This is a genomic window from Stenotrophomonas sp. STEN046 (assembly GCF_056759755.1).
In genome coordinates this window covers 20,572-37,170 of record NZ_JBRRDR010000044.1, presented here as the reverse complement: position 1 = coordinate 37,170, position 16,599 = coordinate 20,572, and the positions used below count along the sequence as shown (strand labels likewise).

Here is a 16,599-nt window from a genome sequence, read left to right as displayed (position 1 = left end):
GGGGCGCGGCGGGGGGGGGGGGGGGGGGGGGCGGCCGCCGCGGCCCCCGGCGGCCCGCCCGCCCCGCCCCCCCTTTGCGGGCCCGTGGGCCGCCCGGGCCCCCCCCCGGCGACATCTGCTCAACGCAACAGCACCTCGCGCAACGCCGCATGGTCGGCGGCCATCGGTTCGGCATCTGCCGGCCGTTGCAGCAGCGCGTCCAACGCAGGCGGTACCGCCACCGCTTCGCCGATCAGCGGCTCGACCACCGCCTCGAACTTGGCCGGGTGCGCGGTTGCCACCACCGCCCAGTCCCCCTTGGCACCGCCGGCACGCAGGTCCTGCAGCACCTTCACCGCCGTCGCCGTATGCGGGCAGAACACCTCGCCGGCACTGGCATGTGCACTGGCGATGGTTGCGCGGATGCTGACATCGTCCACCGCGAAGGCACGGAACGCGGCGCGCAATTCGGCATCATCATCGTGATGGGCCCAGCGCAGGCGCTCGAAGTTGCTGGGCGCACCCACGTCCATCGCATTGGCCACCGTCGCAATGCTCGGCTGCGGTTGGTACGGCCCGCCATCGAAGTAGTCCGGCAGCACGTGGTTGGCATTGGTCGCCAGCACGATCTGCCCCAGCGGCACGCCCAGCGCACGCGCCAGCACGGCCGCCATCGCGTTGCCCAGGTTGCCGGTCGGCACCACCAGGTTCAAGCGGCGCCGATGCTGCGCATGGTGGGTCAACGCTGCATGCGCGTAATAGCTCATTTGCGGCAGCAGGCGGCCCAGGCTGATGCTGTTGGCCGAACTGAGCGGCACCTGCGCCTGCAGTTCGCGATCGGCCAGCGCCTGCTTCACCATCGCCTGGCAATCATCGAACGAACCGGCCACGCGCACAGCGTGGATGTTGTCGCCGAAGCAGCCCAGCTGATGCGCCTGCCGGGGCGAAACGCGCCCATCGGGATACAGCACCACCACACGCACACCCGGCTGCCGATGGAAGGCGGCGGCAACCGCGGCGCCGGTATCGCCCGACGTGGCAACGACGATCGTCAGGTCGCGGTCCTTGCCAGCCTGCAGCCGCGACAGGGTGCCGGCAAGAAAACGCGCACCGATATCCTTGAAGGCGGCGGTGGGCCCATGGAACAGCTCCAGCACATGATCGCCCTTGCTGCCCAGCGCGCGCAGCGGCACGGGGAAATCGAAGGCCTGCTGGCAGATCGCCGGCAGCGCCGCAGCCAGTGCGTCGCCTTCGAAGAACGGTGCCAGCAGATCGGTGGCGGTGTCTGCCAGGGTCGCACCGGCGCGGAGTTCGCGGGGCGCGGGCATTGCCTGCGGCACATACAGGCCGCCATCGGGCGCCAGGCCGGCAGCAATGGCCGCACTGAGGCTGACAGCCGGTGAGTGGCCACGGGTCGAAACGAAATGCATGGGATCGTTTTCCAGAAGAGGGGAAGAAATCAGCACAGCCGCGCGCCTGCCGCGTCCAGCGGCGAGACCCAGGCATCACTTTCAAAACCGGCAGCCGCAAAGGCGGCACGCACCGGCGCCACGGCCGCCTGCGCCTGCCCGGCGTCTTCAAACCAGGCAAACACGCTCGGGCCCGCACCGGAGATGCCTGCGCCCATCGCACCGGCCGCCAACGCCGCATCACGTGCCGCGGGGAAGCCGGCGATCAGCCCGGCACGCCGCGGCTCCACCAGCACATCCCGCAGGCCCGCACGCACCAGCGACGCGTCGCTGCGGTGGCAGCCGCTCAATACCAGCGCCAGGTTCGCGCTCTGTGCCACGAACTCACCCAGTGCGTAGCTGCCCTGCAACGCCTGCCGTGCGCGACGCGTTTCCAGTACCGCCTGCGGGTGCACCAGCAGGCTGTGCCAACGGGCCGGCACCGGAACCGGCACCAGCCGATCGGCCGTGCACAGCGCCAGCCCGCCCAGCAGCAGCGGGCCCACGTTGTCGCCATGGCGCCCGCCACTGGCCACGGCCTCACCGTCCAGCGCAAACGGATACAACGCCTCGCGTGACAACGGCGCATCCAGCAGCGCATTGGCCGCCACCAGCGCGGCCACGCAGGATGCCGCAGAGCCACCCATGCCCGAGCCGAACGGAATGCCCTTGTCGATCTCGATGGCAAACCCGTGTGCAAGGCCAAGCCCCGCGCGCAGGGCGATCAACGCCGCGCCGGCGGTGTTTCCCGGCGCCTCCAGCGGCAAAGCCACGGCACTGCCGCGGATCGCATCGATACGCACTTCCGGCGCGTCGATGCGGCGCACGCTTACGGTATCGCCGATGCCGGCAATGGCATGACCCAGGATGTCGAAGCCCACCGCCACATTGGCTACCGACGCGGGCGCGAATGCACGTGCGATCACAGCCGCGCCCCCTCGCCGGCGGCAACCCGCAGCAGATCGGCGAACACACCGGCCGCGGTGACTTCCGGACCGGCGCCCGGCCCCTGCACCACCAGCGGATTGTCACAGTAACGACGCGTGCGGAACTGCACGACATTGTCGGTCAGGCGCAGATTGGCGAAGGCGTGATCGGCGGGCAACGCCTGCAGGCCGACCGACGCACCGTCCGGTCCCAGCCGCGCAACGTAGCGCAGGACCGAGCCACGCGCGCGCGCGTCCTGCAGACGGGCCAGCAATGCCGCGTCCGACTCGCCCAACCGTGCCATGAAGTCGTCCACACTGCCCTCGCGCAGCGCTGCGGGTACCAGGCTCTCCACCTGCACCTGTTCAAGACTGAGCGCGTGCCCGGCCTCGCGGGCAAGGATCACCAGCTTGCGCGCCACATCCACGCCGGACAGGTCATCGCGCGGGTCTGGTTCGGTGTAGCCCATCGCACGCGCCTGCGCCACCAGTCCGGAAAACGGCTGGCTGCCATCGAAACGATTGAACAACCAGGCCAGCGTGCCGGAAAAGATGCCGTCGATCGCCAGCACTTCGTCGCCGGTATCGACCAGGTCGCGCAGCGTGGTGATGACCGGCAACCCTGCCCCTACCGTGGCCTCGTAGCGGAAGCGTGCGCCACTGGCTGCGGCAGCGGCACGGATACGCTGGTAGCGTCCCAGCGGACCGGCGCCAGCCTGCTTGTTCGGGGTCACCACGTGGATGCCTGCGGCCAACCACCCTTCATAGCGCTCGGCCACGTCGGCGCTGCCACTGCAGTCGATCACCACTGCATGCGGCAGGTGCGCGGCCAGCAGGTGTTCGGTGAAGGCATCCAGGTCGCTGGCCTGGCCGGCACCCTGCAATGCCTGGCGCCAGTCCTCATGCAGGCCGTCGGCTTCCAGGCGCATGCGCGAGCGCGAGGCCAGCGCGCGCAGGCGCAGGTCCACGTTGGCCTTGGCCAGCAACTGCGGGCGCGAGGCCAGCAGCTGGTCAAGCAAGGCGGCACCCACATTGCCCGGGCCGATCACTCCCACCGCAAACGTCTGCGGCGACAGCCAGAAGCCGGCGTGCGCCGCGCGCAGGGCACGGGTGGCATCGGTACTGGCCACCGCCACCGAGATATTGCGCTCGGACGAACCCTGCGCGATGGCCAGGATGTTCACCTGGGCCTTGCCCAGCGATGCGAACAAGCGCGCGGCCACGCCGGGCTGGCCTGCCATGCCGTCGCCCACGGCGGCCAGCACGCTGACGCCCTCGGTGACCTGCACCCGCTGCACCTGTCCGGCGGCCAGTTCATGCGAGAACGCCTGCAGCACCGCATCGCGACCGCGCGCAGCTTCGGCGGCGCGGACCACGCAGCAGATGGAATGCTCGGAAGAGCCCTGCGAGATCATCACCACTGAAACCTGTGCGTGGCGCAACGCGGCGAACACACGCTCGGCGGTGCCGGGCACCCCGATCAGGCCGGTGCCTTCCAGATTCAACAGTGCAAGGTCCGCGCTCAGCGTCAGCCCCTTCACCGGGCCGCGCGGCGAGCGCTCGGCACTGATGCGGGTGCCCGGGTGGCTGGGCTGGAAGGTGTTGCGGATGAAGATCGGCAGGCCCAGCCGGATCGCCGGGGACATCGTCTGCGGATGCACCACCTTGGCGCCGAAATAAGCCAGTTCGCAGGCTTCGTCGTAGCTCAGTGACTGCAGCTGTACCGCCTCGGGCACCAACCGCGGGTCTGCCGACAACACGCCATCGACATCGGTCCAGATATGCAGTTCGTCCGCATTGAACAGCGCGGCGAAGATCGCGCCGGAGTAGTCGCTGCCATTGCGGCCCAGCGTAGTGACACGGTCCTGGCGATCGCGGGCGACGAAGCCGGTGGCAACCACGCGCGACTGCGGATGCTGCAGCCGCCACGCAGCCAGGCGGCCGGCGCTGGCATCCCAATCGACATCCACGCCCAGTTCGCCATGGCCGACCACCAGCACGTCACGCGCATCCAGCACCGCGCACTCCAGGCCCAGCACGCGCAGGTGCGTCCCCAGCAGCTGTGCGGAAAACACCTCACCCAGGCCCTGCACGCGATCGAGCACTTCGCGCGGCAGCTCACCGATCACGGCCAGTGCACCGAGCACTTCGGCCAACTGGTCAAAGCGCGTATCGATCCATTCCACGGTGTCACCCACCTGCTCGCCAAGCAGCGCCACGGCGGCGCCGCGATGGCGCGCTCGCAGGGCGTGCCACGCCTCCTGCCAGCCGGCATCGCCGCGGGCGGCCAGCTGGGCCAGCTCGATCAGCGCATCGGTGACGCCCTTCATGGCCGAGACCACGCTGACCTGCAGCGATTCGGAACGGGCCAGCAGCAGGCCGGCAACATGGCGGTAGCGCTCGGCATCGGCCACCGAGGTGCCGCCGAACTTGTGCACGACAGTGGACTGCGCAGCCGGTTCGGCAGCAGCGGCGGGACGGGCGGGGGCGATGGAAGACATGCAGACCTCGGTTGGAGGCCCCGTCGCATGCAGGTGGTCGAGTTTCCCCGTCACCTGGATGGTGCGGGGCCGTTGTTTTCGGGAGTTACACGAAGACGACGGGCCGCACCAGGGCAGTGGTGACGGTGGTGGTGGTAATGGTGGTAATGGCGACCGGCGCAGTCGAACGGCCCGCCGTTGCGGGATCGATCAGACGGGCGTTGGCGGCATCAAGGACCATGGCGTACAGAAAACACTGCCGCCACGGGTCCTGTCAAGTGCTGCAGCGCAATAATTCGATGCGGCGATCCTCGCCCAACGTGCGGTCAAATGGTTGCAATTGTCACCAAGCAGCCATTGCCTTGCACTGCGCGCGTAATCAGCCGACATGTTCGGTGATCGCGCGCGGCGTGCGATGTGCGTGAGCGCACAGCAGCACACCACTCACCAGCAGCACGATTGCCAGCACTTCCAGCAGGCTCGGCCAGCGCTGCTGCCAGGCGAAGGCATACAGCAGCGCAAACAAGGTCTCGAACACGATCATCTGACCGGTGAGGGTGAGCGGCAGCAGGCGGCTGGCGCGGTTCCAGAACGCATTGCCGAGGATCGACGCGATCACCGCCACGCCGGCGCTGATCGCCCAGAAGCCGCCCCACTGCCCGGCTGTGTGGGCGCCGCTGTGCCCGATGAATGCCATCGGCACCAGCAGCAGTGCAAGGCCACCGGTGGTGACGCCGGTCAGCAGCGACCAGTCATGGCTGGACAGATCCGGACGCCGTGCCAGCCAGCGGCTGTTGCCGATGGAGTACAGCGCCCAGGAGAACAGGGCACCAAAAGCGCACAACAGGCCGATCAGGCGCTGCCGCCACGGCGTGGCCAGATGCTCGGACATCAGCGCTTCCCAGCCGACCATCGCCACGCCGAGTACGCACAGGCCCAACGCCGGCAGCAGCTGCTTCAACGGCACCGCGCCCTGTTCGCGCACCCCCACAAGCGTCACCACCACCGGAATCAGGCCGACAATCAGCGAGGCGGCGGCACCACCGGCCCACTGCACGGCGGTCGCCAGCAGCAGGAAATAGACCAGATTGCCGGCCAGGCTGAGCCACAGCAGACCCAGCCACTCGGCACGGCCCAGCCGGGGCGCCAACCGCTTCCAGCGCGGCAGCAGCAGGATCACCGCGATCAGGCCATAGACAAGGTATCGGCCAGCGGAGAGCTGCAGCGCATTGAAGGTGTGCAGCACAGCGGGCGCGAGGAAGACTACGCCCCACAGCGCGCCGGCAGCGACGCCGTTGGCGATGCCCAGGGCAATCGGGTTGTTGCGCATTGCGGGTTCTTGGGGGGAAAGAACGGCTGCGCAGTGTACTGGCCGCAGTGGCCGGCACTCTTGACCGAGACTACTGCCCGGCCCGGCTGCGCGCGTGGGGAGGCGCCTGGATCGTGCAGCCGGGCGTGGGCTCGGCTCTACAGGTCAGATGCCGCCCCTGCGCCAGGCGGCCGGGGTCTGTCCGCATTCGCGGCGCAGCGCGCGGGTCAATGCGCTCTGCTCGGAATAGCCTGCGGCCAGCGCGATATCGCTGATCGGCGCGGCGCTTGTGCGCAGCTGGTGCTTGGCCCAGCGCAACCGGCAGGCACTGAGCCAGGCCTGCGGGCTGAGCCCGAATTCGCGCTGGAACAAGGCATGCAGACGGCTCTCGCTGACGCCCACGAAGGCCGACATGCGTGCCACCGGCCACGATTGCCCGGGGTCGGCCTGCACCGCCGCGCACAGCCCCTGCATGCGCGCACCGCTGCCGGCAGGCGCGAACACCTGCAGCAGCTGCGGCAACAGCGCCGGCATCGGCTGGCCGCTCTGCACACCCGCCAGGCGTTGTCGCAGCGCCAGCGGCAGGTGCAGCCAGCGCTGCCGGCACAGGTGCTCCTGCGTGTTGTCATCGAGCACCCCGGGAGCACAGTCGACGATCACGAAACCATTGGGGCCGGACGCCATCTGGTCATGGGCTTCACCGGCGGCCACGAAGGCGCCCTGCAGCAGGTCGAGGCGACCGCCACGGCCTTCCATCTCGAACTGCAGTTCGCCCTGCAGCGGCAACACCCACTGCGCATAGTCATGGCGGTCCAGGCCGGTGGCCTGTCCGTAGTGCCGCAGGTGGAAGATCGCGCCCATCGGGGCAGTGTGCGCGTGTAACAACGGCCAGGCAAACCGCTGTTATAGTCGGGGCGTCATCCAACGCAGGGAGTGCAGGTCATGACCCATCCGTACGTAGTTGCGGCACTGGCCGCCGGCCTCGGCCTGGCCTTGGCCTCTGCGGCCTCCGCACAGGAACGCACGCCACCGGCCCCGCATTGCATGGATGCCGTCGGTGTCCAGGAAGTGGAACAGGCATCACCGCGCGCGATCGCATTGCGCGCCGCTTCCGGCCAGGCCTATCGCATCGATTTCAGCGAAGACTGCCCAGGAGTTCGCGGTGCCACCACGCTGAAACTGGAAGCACCGGCCGGCTGGGCCTGTGGTCGTCCCAGCGAACGCGTCGTGGTCGATGGCCGCAGCTGCGCCGTCAGCGCGGTTACTCCGGTACAGGATCGCGATTACGCCAGCGTCGCCCGCGACAGTGACCGGCTGCGCACGGCCACCCTGCCCGCCGTGACCATCCGCGAACGCAAGGAAATCCGCCGCAGCTTCGGCGGCTCACCGTCCTACTGCTTCGCCACCCGCAACGTGCGCGCCTGGTCGTCCGACCCACAGGGCATGCTGGTGGAGACCAATCCGCTTCGCAATGGCGGCCATCGCTTCTACCGCGTCGAGCTGGGCAGCCATTGCCGCCAGCTCGACCGCGCCCCCCAGCTCAGTTTCCAGTCCGGCATGCAGAATGGGCTGATCTGCGGCAATCCCGGCGATCGCATCCTCACCGCCGATTTCGAGAATGGTGACCTGCGCAACGAGAGCATCGCGCCGCTGCCGCAGTACACCCGCGGCAGCTGCACGATCCAGGCGGTCTACCCGGCATCCAGCCAGGCGGCGCGCTAACCGTCCACGCCAAGGAAGGTGAACGGTGCGCTGGGCACGAACTGGCCCAGCGCATCACCGGAGAAGGTATTGCGCTGGTCCTTGCCCAGGTCGAGCTTGAGCACCTTGCCGCCGAAGTCGACCTTGTTCAGATCAACCCAGAACGTGTTCGGGGTCAGCGCCGATTCGAAGAAGTACAGACGACGCTTGTGGTCGGCCACGGTGCGCCAGCGGGTGGACGATATGTTCGGTTCGCCCGGGGTGGTGATGCCGTAGGGCACCGATACATTGCGGATCACGCTGAACACGCTGGCCAGCGCTTCGACCGGATCTTCCGCCTTGGGGATCGCATTGATGTAGAACGATGCACGCGCGAAGCGGTCGGCGGAGCGGTTGGTGCCCGGCAGCATCACCGTGCCACCGATCTGCTGCCAGTAGCTGTTGAGCGCCAGCTGCTGGTCGAACACCGGCGAATTGGTCATCACCTGGTAGCGGCGATCATGATGGATCACCTGGCGGCCACCGATGTATTCGACGATGGCGCTGTCGCCGCTGGCATCGGACAACGACAGATGCAGGGTGGCCTGACGGTCCTCGCCGGGCACCTTGTCGGTGATGATCGAGTACGGCTCGCGCTGCAGCGCGGTAACCGCCTCTTCCACGGTGGCGAAGTTGTCCAGCACGTACTGTGCCCACAACGAGATCGACAGGCCCGGCTTGTTGCCGCGCTGGCGGGGATATTCCGATTCGACCAGCCACAGCAGATTGGCGACCAGCCCCTTCTCGTTCATGCCATCGGTGGTGGAGATGTCATAGCCGGTGGCCACCACGCTGCCGTAGCGCGCGGTCCAGGCAATCGATTTCGGCCCTGCCTGTCCGGTGCGCGCGACGCCGCGGGGCAGCACGTAGAGATTGGTGGCGACGTCGACTTTCCAGTCCATCGAGCGGGCGGTGATCACATCGCCGTTGTCACCCAGATACACCGCGCGGGTACAGGCCATCGCCGGCAGTGCCGCCGTTGCCAGTGCCATCGCCAACAATGCGCTGCCCTTCCTGCTCACTCGTGTCATGTCACGCTCCTTCCCCGGGAAAGCTGATCTGAACCCCGTCACGGTGAAACGCAGGTGATGCTTCAGCGCCACCTGCGATCATGCAGCCAGAATCCGACCAGCATCGCCGGCACGAACAACAGCGCTTCACGTGCACCCACCGCCAGTGCTGCCAGCGCCGGCCCAGGACAGAAGCCGACCCAGCCCCAACCGATGCCGAAGATGGCCGCGCCCAGCAGCAACCGCGCATCGACCGTGCGTGAGCCCGGCAGCTGGAACCGCTCGGCATGGCACGGACGTTCCCACCGCCGCAGCCACATCTGTCCCACCGCACTGACCAGCAACGCCGACGCCAGCACCCAGGCCAGGGTGGGGTCGAAGTCACCGGCCACATCGAGGAAACCGAGCACACGGCGCGGATCGGTCATGCCGGCCAGTGCAAGACCTGCACCGAACAGGCCACCGGCGGCACCGGCTGCCCACAGCGCACGGCTCATGCCAGGCCTCCGCCATGACGGACCACGAACGTGGTGGCCATGGCGAAGGCCATGAACACCAGCACCGCCGCCAGTGATCGCCGCGAACCACGGGCGAGGCCGCAGACACCATGGCCGCTGGTGCAGCCATTGCCCAGCCGCGTGCCGAATCCCACCAGCACGCCTGCGCCGATCAACTGCCAGGCCGGCACGGCGTCGCGCAGCAACGTGCGCGGTGACTGCCCTGCAGGTGCCTGCCACCACAGCACCGCCGCGGCGGCCAGCACCAGCCCCAGCAGGAAGGCCCAGCGCCAGCGGCGATCTCCGCGCGGCGCCTGCACGGCCCCTGCCGCAATGCCGCTGATGCCAGCCACCCGCCCCAGCGTGGCCTGCAGCAGCACGGCTGCCGCACCGATCAACGTGCCGCCGGCAATCGCAGCCCATGGCACGTTCATGCCCTGCCCCTGCACATCTGGCGCATCCGCTTGCTCTTTAATTTAGATTTTTCTAAATTAGATCCTGTTGAACCATCAGGTCAAGCCATGCCCCGCATCCGCTCCGACAGTGCTGCGATGGCTGCACATGCCGTGCAGGCCGCCGCCCTGCTGAAATCGCTGGCACATCCGGCACGGCTGCGCGTGCTGTGCCGCCTGGTGGAAGGCGAAGCGTCGGTACCGGAGCTGCAGGTGCTGACCGACCTGAGCGCCTCGGCGTTGTCACAGCATCTGGCCGTGCTGCGCAAACTGGACGTGGTGGCGACCCGTCGGCAGGCACAGACACTGCACTATCGGGTGCAGCAGGGCCCCGCGCTGGGCGTGCTGCAGGCGCTGCATGCTGCGTACTGTGCAACGCAACGGCCGTAACATCGCACCTGCACGAGGCGGGCCGGCGTTGCGGTGGAACGGGCTCGGGGGCAACGCCTGCGCCGGTCAACCGGCGCTGAGTACGGGTCTCACCACGTCAGCCAGCAGATCCACCGCGGTGGGCGCGGCGATGTCACCGTCTACCGAGCGCGCGAACCCTGACCAGTCACCGGCAGACAGCTGCCGCAGCAATGCCGCATCGACCGGCAACGCACGCATGGCCCAGTACGGAAACTGACGCTGGCCAAGCCGGCCACGCGCCAGTTCAACGATGTCGACATGGCTGCCGGCCTGCAGGATGCGTTCGTACACCGAATCCAGGCCATCCGGCGGGCCTTCGATGTACTGCAGGAAACGCTGGCCATCATGCAGCAGCACCCCGGTCACCCCGGCCAGCTTGTTGAAGCGCGCAGCATCGTCAACCAGCGCCTGCAGGCGCGCGGCTGAAAGCTCGGGCTTTCCTTGGCTGGCATAGGCGATGGCGCGCAGTGGCATGGGACTTCCTTGACGATGCAAGGCGCCACGGTAGCAGTTGCGGACGAGTCCGTCTCACTACGTTGACGCGCCAGCTGAAGAATTCAGGAAACGACCATGCTGTGCACATCCGCACGCCGCGGCAGCAGCGCCTCCAGCACCACCTGCCCCGCGTCATTGCGCGCGCTCAGCTGGCCACCGTGCGCGCGCACGAACTGGTCGACGATGTAGAGCCCCAGCCCGAGCCCCTTGCTCTGGTGGAAACTGGCCTTGAACGGCTCGAACAGGCGCGGCAGCAAAGTCTCATCGACGTGCCCGGCATTGCGCACGCGCAGCGCGACCACGCGCGCATCGCGGCCATCCACCTGCACCTGCACCGGCGCGTCGGCGCCATGGGTCAGTGCGTTGCCGACCAGGTTGGCGATGATCTGCCCCAGCCGGTCCATGTCCCCCTGCAGGGTCGCATCGCCGCAGACGTCCAGCGCGATGCGATCGGGCCGATGGCCGGCGCCGGCCTCCACCAGCACGGCGCGGGTTACCTCGGACAGGTCGCAGGCACCACTCTGCAGGCGCAGGCCGCCGCTGCGGATGCGCGAGAAGTCCAGCAGCTGTTCAACCATGCGTGCCATGCGCAGGGTGCTGGCTTCCAGGTAGCTCAGGGTCTGCTGCGCACCGGCATTGTCGCGGGGCAGCTCCAGTGCCAGCTTGTCGGCACACAGCAGGATCGCCGACAACGGCGTGCGCAGGTCGTGGGTGAGTACCGCGGCCATGGTCTCGTTGAGCTTCAACGCGCGCTCCAGCGCCTCGTTGCGCGCCTTCAGCAGCTGGCGCTGCTGGTAGAGCTCGATGAACACGTTGACCTTGCTGAGGATCACCTGCGGCGCCACCGGCTTGTGCAGGAAATCCACCGCGCCGCTCTCGTAGCCCTTGAACACCCGATGCGGGTCATCCGGCGAGGCGGTCAGGAAGATGATCGGCACATCGCGGCTGCGCTGCGAACCGCGCATCAGCTCGGCCAGCGTGAAGCCATCGATCTCCGGCATGTGCACATCCAGCAGCGCCAGCGCCACTTCGTGTTCCAGCAGAAGCTCCAGGGCCTGCGCGCCGGACTCGGCCAGCAACAGGTTGACGCCCTCGCGGCGCAGCAGCGCCTGCATGGCCACCAGGTTCTGCGGCACGTCGTCGACGATCAGCAGGTTGGCCGGGGCCTGCGACTGTGCAGGGTCCGGTGGCAACAGGTTCATGCAAACAACTCCTCAAGGCGGCGACACATCAGTTCAAGAGGCAGCACGGCGTCGGCGCCGGCGTGCTGCAGGGCGGAGGCCGGCATCATCGACGCCTCGGCCTCCTGCGGACATTGCAGCCAGGCGCGGCCACCGGCGGCGCGCACCGCCGCCACGCCATGGCTGCCATCACTGCTGGCACCGGTCAGCAGCAGCGCCAGCACTGCGCGACCGAACGCGGCTGCGGCCGATTCGAACAGCGGATCGATGGCCGGCCGCGAGAACAGTACCGGCTCGTCCATCGACAGCGCGATGGCCTGCGTGTCTTCCACCAGAAGGTGATAGTCCGGCGGCGCGAACGTCACCGTGCCCGCCTGCAACGGCTGCTTGTCTTCCGCTTCGCGCAGCGCCAGCGCGCAGTACGGTGCCAGCACGTCGGCGATGCGGCTGGCGCGATCGCGTGGCAGGTGCAGCACCACCAGCACCGGCACCGGCAGGCTGGCCGGCAGCGAGCCGAGCAGGACCTGCAACGCGGCCACGCCACCGGCCGAGGCACCGATCACCACCAGCTCAGGACGCAACGGCGCGCTCATCAGGCCACCTTCCGGTACAGGCGATGCTCACGCGAACAGACGTCGAAGGCGTTGTGGTGGATGCCGAACTGCAGCGATTCCCTGCTGCCCAGGCCAAGGAAGCCGCGGTGCACCAGCGCTTCGCGGAACAGGCCTACCGCGCGGTCCTGCAGGTCGCGGTTGAAATAGATCAGCACATTGCGGCACGACACCAGGTGCACTTCGGAAAACACCGTATCGGTGGCCAGGCTGTGGTCTGCAAACACCACGTTGCGACGCAGCTGGCGATTGAACACCGCCCCGTCGTAGGCCGTTGCGTAGTAGTCGGACAAGGAACCGGTACCACCGGCTGCCAGGTAGTTGCGGCTGAACTGCGCAAGGCGGTCGATGCCGTAGGCACCGGCCTCGGCGGTCGCCAGCGCGGCAGGATTGATATCGGTGGCGTAGACGATGCTGCGCTCCAGCAGCCCTTCCTCGTGCAGCAGGATCGCCAGCGACCACACCTCCTCACCGGTGCTGCAACCGGCCACCCACAGCTTCACCGACGGATAGGTGCGCAGCACAGGTACCACCTGCTCGCGCAGCTGCCGGAAATAGTCCGGGTCACGGAACATTTCCGAGACCTGCACGGTGAAGAACTCCATGGCCTGTGCGAACAGCTCCGGCTCATGCAGCAGGCGGTGCTGCAGGTCGACCAGGCGCTCGCAGCCATAGCGCTGCATGGCCTGGCTGATGCGCCGGCGCAGCGAAGACACCGCGTAGCTGCGGAAGTCGTAGTGGTAGCGCTGGTAGAGCGCCTCCAGCAACACCTTCAGTTCCAGGTCGAACAGCGCCTGCTCGTTCATTGGCGCGAGCACCACACACGGCACAGCGATACCAGCTTGTCCACGTCGATGGGCTTGGCGATGTAGTCGTTGGCGCCAGCCTGCAGGCAGCGCTCACGGTCGTCGGGCATGGCCTTGGCAGTCAGCGCGATGATCGGCAGATCCTGCAGGTGGCGCTGCGCACGGATCTCGCGCATCGCCGTCAGGCCATCCTTCTCCGGCATCATGATGTCCATCAGCACCAGATCCACCTCGCGCTGGGCCAGGCGGTCGAGCGCTTCCTGGCCGTTACGGGCGATTTCCAGCGTCACCCCGAGCGGTTCCAGCACGCTGGACAGGGCGAAAATGTTGCGCACATCGTCCTCGGCCAGCAGTACCGTGCGGCCATCGAGCACGGTGTCGCGGCGGCGCGCTTCGCGCAGCAGGCGCTGCTGGTCGCTGGGCAGGCTCGCTTCCACGCTGTGCAGGAACAGCGTCACCTCGTCCAGCAGGCGCTCGGGCGAACGCGCGCCCTTGATGATGATGCTCTTGGAATAGCGGCGCAGTCGCTGTTCCTGCTCGCGGCTGAGCGCACGGCCGGTATAGACGATCACCGGCGGGAAACCCACCTCATCGTTGCCGGCCATGTGTTCCAGCAGGTCATAGCCGCTGCCGTCGGGCAGCGACAGGTCCATCACCATGCAGTCGAAGGTGACGGTGCTGAGCTGTGCCACCGCGTCGGCCAGGGTGCCCACTGCGATGATCTGCAGCTGGTCGCGGCCCAGCAGCAGTTCCAGGTTGCCGCGCAGCTCGCTGTCATCCTCCACGATCAGCAGGCGCCTGACATCACGCTGGCTGGTCTGTTCCAGCTGCTCGATGGCGGCGGCCAGGCGCTCGCGGGTAGTCGGCTTGATCGCAAACCCAATCGCGCCCAGCTCGCGTGCCACCTGGCTGCGATCCATCGCCGAAACCACGTGCACCGGGATATGCCGGGTCTCGGGGTTGCGCTTGAGGCGTTCGAGTACGCTCAGGCCGGACACGTCCGGCAGGCCGATATCCAACAGGATGCCGTTCGGACGCAGGTCCGATGCCAGCGCCAGTGCTTCCTCGGCCGTGGTGGCCACCACGCAGTCGAAGTCCAGTTCGTGCGCCAGCACCACCAGCGCTTCGGCGAACACCGCATCGTCTTCCACCGCCAGGATCAGGCGACCGGCACGCTGGCGGCGGCCACGGTCGTCGGCCACCACCACCGCCGGCGTCGCCGGGGCGCGCGGTGCAAGGGGTGCAGGTGCGGCGGCCGCTGCCGGCGCCGGCGTTGCCGCTGCAACCTGCAGGGGCGCCGGCGCGGGCGCGGCAACCATCGTTTCCGCGCTCGCTTCTGCAGCCGGGGCGCCCTGCAGCGGCAGTTCCAGCACGAAGCAGCTGCCACGGCCCGGCTCGCTGTCCACATCGATGCCACCGCCCATGCGCATGGCAAGGTCGCGCGAGATCGACAGGCCCAATCCGGTGCCGCCATAACGGCGGCGGGTGCTGCCATCGGCCTGGCGGAAGGCCTCGAAGATCACCTGCAGCTGCTCGCGGGCGATGCCGATGCCACTGTCACAGACTTCAAAGCGGATGCGGCCGTTGCCACCGTTGCGCACCTGCAGGCTGACCTTGCCGTGCTCGGTGAACTTGACCGCATTGGCCAGCAGGTTCTTCAGGATCTGCTGCAGGCGCTGGTTGTCGGCCACCAGCTGGCTGGGCGCCAGTGCATCGGCCTCGATCTCAAGGGCCAGGCCCTTCTGCCGGGCCATCGGCTCGAAGGTTTCGCGCAGGCGCTGCAGCACGCTGCCGACCACCACCACTTCATCGGCCAGCTCGACATGCCCGGCTTCAATGCGGGACAGATCGAGGATGTCGTTGATCAGGGCCAGCAGATCATTGTTGGACGAGAGGATCGCGCGGGCGTACTTGACCTGCTCTTCGCTGAGCGAGCCGTCCTTGTTGTCGGCCAGCAGCTTGGCCAGGATCAGCGAGCTGTTCAGTGGCGTGCGCAGCTCATGCGACATGTTGGCCAGGAATTCGGACTTGTAGCGCGAGGTGGCGGCCAGTTCGTTGCTGTTGCGCACCAGCTGCCCCTGTGCAACCAGCAGCGCCTGCTTCTGCGCTTCCAGCTCATGGGTGCGCTCTTCCAGCTGCACGTTGCTCTGTTCCAGTTCGGCCTGCTGCTGCTCCAGGTGGCCCTGCGACTGCATCAGGCTGCGGCTCTGCTCCTCCAGCTCTTCATTGGCAACGCGCAGCTCCTCCTGCTGTGCCTGCAGCTCTTCGCCCTGGCGCTGCGATTCCTCCAGCAGCACCACCAGCTGTGCGCGCAGCATCGAGGTGCGCAGGGCCATGCCGATGGTTTCGGCGCAGCGCTGCAGCAGTTCGTCATCCAGGTCGCGCTGCAGCCCTACGGCTGCACGGCCCAGTTCAAGCACGCCAACGATCGCGCCATCGCTGCTTACCGGGGCCAGGATGCGCTCGCGCACCGGCACCCGCCCCAGGCTCGACTGCAGGTCCAGCACCGCTGCGTCATCACCGTGCAGATGACGCGCACGCTGGTCACGGGCGACCTGTCCAGGCAACCCCTCCTGCAGGCCGAGCGAGGCCGGCATTCCGGCAGGCAGTGCCAGCCCGCCGGTGAGCTGCAGGCGGCCGCCCTCAAGGCGGTAGAGCGCGCCGACATCGGCCCCCAGCTGCGTGGCCAGCGTCGACACCGCCGCTTCGGCGATCTGTTCCGGCCCCAGCTCACCACGCAGGCTCATGGCGACGGCGTTCTCCGCCTCCTGCAGCCACAAGGCACGCATTGCCTCGCGCCGCGCCTGGATGGCGCGCGAGGCAATCAGCGCGATCATCAGGAAGGCGGCGCCGCCAATGCTGCGGTTGACGAAGGAGAACGCTGAATTGGAACTGGCCGGTGCCACGTTGTACCCCACCGCCAGCAGTACGCAGGCAGCGCCCGCCACCACGAACGGCACCCGGGCGCTGCGCTGGAACACCGTCACGCCGATGGCCATGAAATAGGCCAGCCATACCGCGTAGCCCAGCGGCACCACCAGTTCCAGCGCGGCAGTGGCCGCGACCAGGACCGTCGCGGTCATCCAGATCCAGCGGTCGCGCGTAGTTGCACCAGGACGCATGCGGGTGGGTTCCGTCGGAAAAGGTCGGTGATGGTACCCCGTGTCGCATTCAGCCGCATACGACCTATGGCACAGGCGCGGCCTGCACGGTTTCTTCACACTCCGATGCCTACGGTCTCGTCCCTTACAGGG

16 protein-coding genes are annotated in these 16,599 nt (G+C 67.9%); 2 read left to right on the top strand and 14 right to left on the bottom strand.

Annotated features, from left to right (window positions below; genetic code table 11):
* Positions 1–119 precede the first annotated feature (119 nt).
* From thrC to ACVOLJ_RS17205, 6 genes are all read right to left on the bottom strand, one after another.
* Positions 120–1,409 carry a threonine synthase gene (gene thrC / locus ACVOLJ_RS17230; protein ID WP_475279781.1) on the bottom strand — a complete coding sequence of 430 codons (1,290 nt, stop codon included), beginning with the start codon at positions 1,407–1,409 and terminating at the stop codon, positions 120–122.
* Positions 1,410–1,438: 29 nt separating this feature from the next.
* Positions 1,439–2,353, bottom strand: coding sequence for a homoserine kinase (locus ACVOLJ_RS17225; protein ID WP_475279780.1), 915 nt, complete (start codon positions 2,351–2,353; stop codon positions 1,439–1,441).
* A complete protein-coding gene (gene thrA / locus ACVOLJ_RS17220) occupies positions 2,350–4,854 on the bottom strand; it encodes a bifunctional aspartate kinase/homoserine dehydrogenase I (RefSeq protein ID WP_481564690.1) in 2,505 nt (834 codons plus the stop codon). Before thrA ends, ACVOLJ_RS17225 begins: the two co-directional genes overlap by 4 nt.
* Before the next feature lie 85 nt (positions 4,855–4,939).
* Positions 4,940–5,074, bottom strand: a complete 135-nt coding sequence (locus tag ACVOLJ_RS17215) for a hypothetical protein (RefSeq protein WP_475279778.1) — start codon at positions 5,072–5,074, stop codon at positions 4,940–4,942.
* A gap of 138 nt (positions 5,075–5,212) precedes the next feature.
* Positions 5,213–6,163: a DMT family transporter gene (locus ACVOLJ_RS17210; RefSeq protein WP_475279777.1), complete on the bottom strand. Its 951-nt coding sequence runs from the start codon at positions 6,161–6,163 to the stop codon at positions 5,213–5,215.
* A gap of 144 nt (positions 6,164–6,307) precedes the next feature.
* On the bottom strand, positions 6,308–7,003 hold the full coding sequence (locus tag ACVOLJ_RS17205; RefSeq protein WP_481564689.1) for a helix-turn-helix domain-containing protein: 696 nt from the start codon (positions 7,001–7,003) through the stop codon (positions 6,308–6,310).
* A gap of 81 nt (positions 7,004–7,084) precedes the next feature.
* On the opposite strand from ACVOLJ_RS17205, the gene ACVOLJ_RS17200 reads away from it, so the two are divergent.
* Positions 7,085–7,864, top strand: coding sequence for a DUF6491 family protein (locus ACVOLJ_RS17200; RefSeq protein ID WP_475279775.1), 780 nt, complete (start codon positions 7,085–7,087; stop codon positions 7,862–7,864).
* Here the strand turns inward: ACVOLJ_RS17200 and ACVOLJ_RS17195 are convergent.
* From ACVOLJ_RS17195 to ACVOLJ_RS17185, 3 genes are all read right to left on the bottom strand, one after another.
* Positions 7,861–8,913 (bottom strand): linear amide C-N hydrolase, encoded by a 1,053-nt coding sequence (locus tag ACVOLJ_RS17195; RefSeq protein WP_481564688.1) that lies wholly within the window; start codon positions 8,911–8,913, stop codon positions 7,861–7,863. The two genes, ACVOLJ_RS17200 and ACVOLJ_RS17195, sit on opposite strands and share 4 nt — an antisense overlap.
* Positions 8,914–8,975: 62 nt before the next feature.
* The gene (locus ACVOLJ_RS17190; RefSeq protein ID WP_475279773.1) at positions 8,976–9,389 is read right to left on the bottom strand and encodes a DUF6691 family protein; all 414 of its coding nucleotides are present in this window, start codon (positions 9,387–9,389) and stop codon (positions 8,976–8,978) included.
* On the bottom strand, positions 9,386–9,823 hold the full coding sequence (locus ACVOLJ_RS17185; RefSeq protein ID WP_475279772.1) for a YeeE/YedE family protein: 438 nt from the start codon (positions 9,821–9,823) through the stop codon (positions 9,386–9,388). The genes ACVOLJ_RS17190 and ACVOLJ_RS17185 overlap by 4 nt, the downstream gene beginning before the upstream one ends.
* A gap of 87 nt (positions 9,824–9,910) precedes the next feature.
* Here ACVOLJ_RS17185 and ACVOLJ_RS17180 point away from each other — a divergent pair, with 87 nt between their 5' ends.
* The gene (locus ACVOLJ_RS17180) at positions 9,911–10,231 is read left to right on the top strand and encodes an ArsR/SmtB family transcription factor (RefSeq protein WP_475279771.1); all 321 of its coding nucleotides are present in this window, start codon (positions 9,911–9,913) and stop codon (positions 10,229–10,231) included.
* A 66-nt stretch (positions 10,232–10,297) separates the two neighbouring features.
* Here ACVOLJ_RS17180 and ACVOLJ_RS17175 read toward each other — a convergent pair whose 3' ends face one another.
* From ACVOLJ_RS17175 to ACVOLJ_RS17155, 5 genes are all read right to left on the bottom strand, one after another.
* Positions 10,298–10,726: a BLUF domain-containing protein gene (locus ACVOLJ_RS17175; protein ID WP_475279770.1), complete on the bottom strand. Its 429-nt coding sequence runs from the start codon at positions 10,724–10,726 to the stop codon at positions 10,298–10,300.
* Positions 10,727–10,809: 83 nt separating this feature from the next.
* Positions 10,810–11,949: a hybrid sensor histidine kinase/response regulator gene (locus ACVOLJ_RS17170; protein WP_481564687.1), complete on the bottom strand. Its 1,140-nt coding sequence runs from the start codon at positions 11,947–11,949 to the stop codon at positions 10,810–10,812.
* A complete protein-coding gene (locus ACVOLJ_RS17165) occupies positions 11,946–12,521 on the bottom strand; it encodes a chemotaxis protein CheB (RefSeq protein ID WP_475279768.1) in 576 nt (191 codons plus the stop codon). The genes ACVOLJ_RS17170 and ACVOLJ_RS17165 overlap by 4 nt, the downstream gene beginning before the upstream one ends.
* On the bottom strand, positions 12,521–13,345 hold the full coding sequence (locus ACVOLJ_RS17160; protein WP_481564686.1) for a CheR family methyltransferase: 825 nt from the start codon (positions 13,343–13,345) through the stop codon (positions 12,521–12,523). Before ACVOLJ_RS17160 ends, ACVOLJ_RS17165 begins: the two co-directional genes overlap by 1 nt.
* A complete protein-coding gene (locus ACVOLJ_RS17155; protein ID WP_481564685.1) occupies positions 13,342–16,467 on the bottom strand; it encodes a hybrid sensor histidine kinase/response regulator in 3,126 nt (1,041 codons plus the stop codon). Before ACVOLJ_RS17155 ends, ACVOLJ_RS17160 begins: the two co-directional genes overlap by 4 nt.
* Positions 16,468–16,599 lie beyond the last annotated feature (132 nt).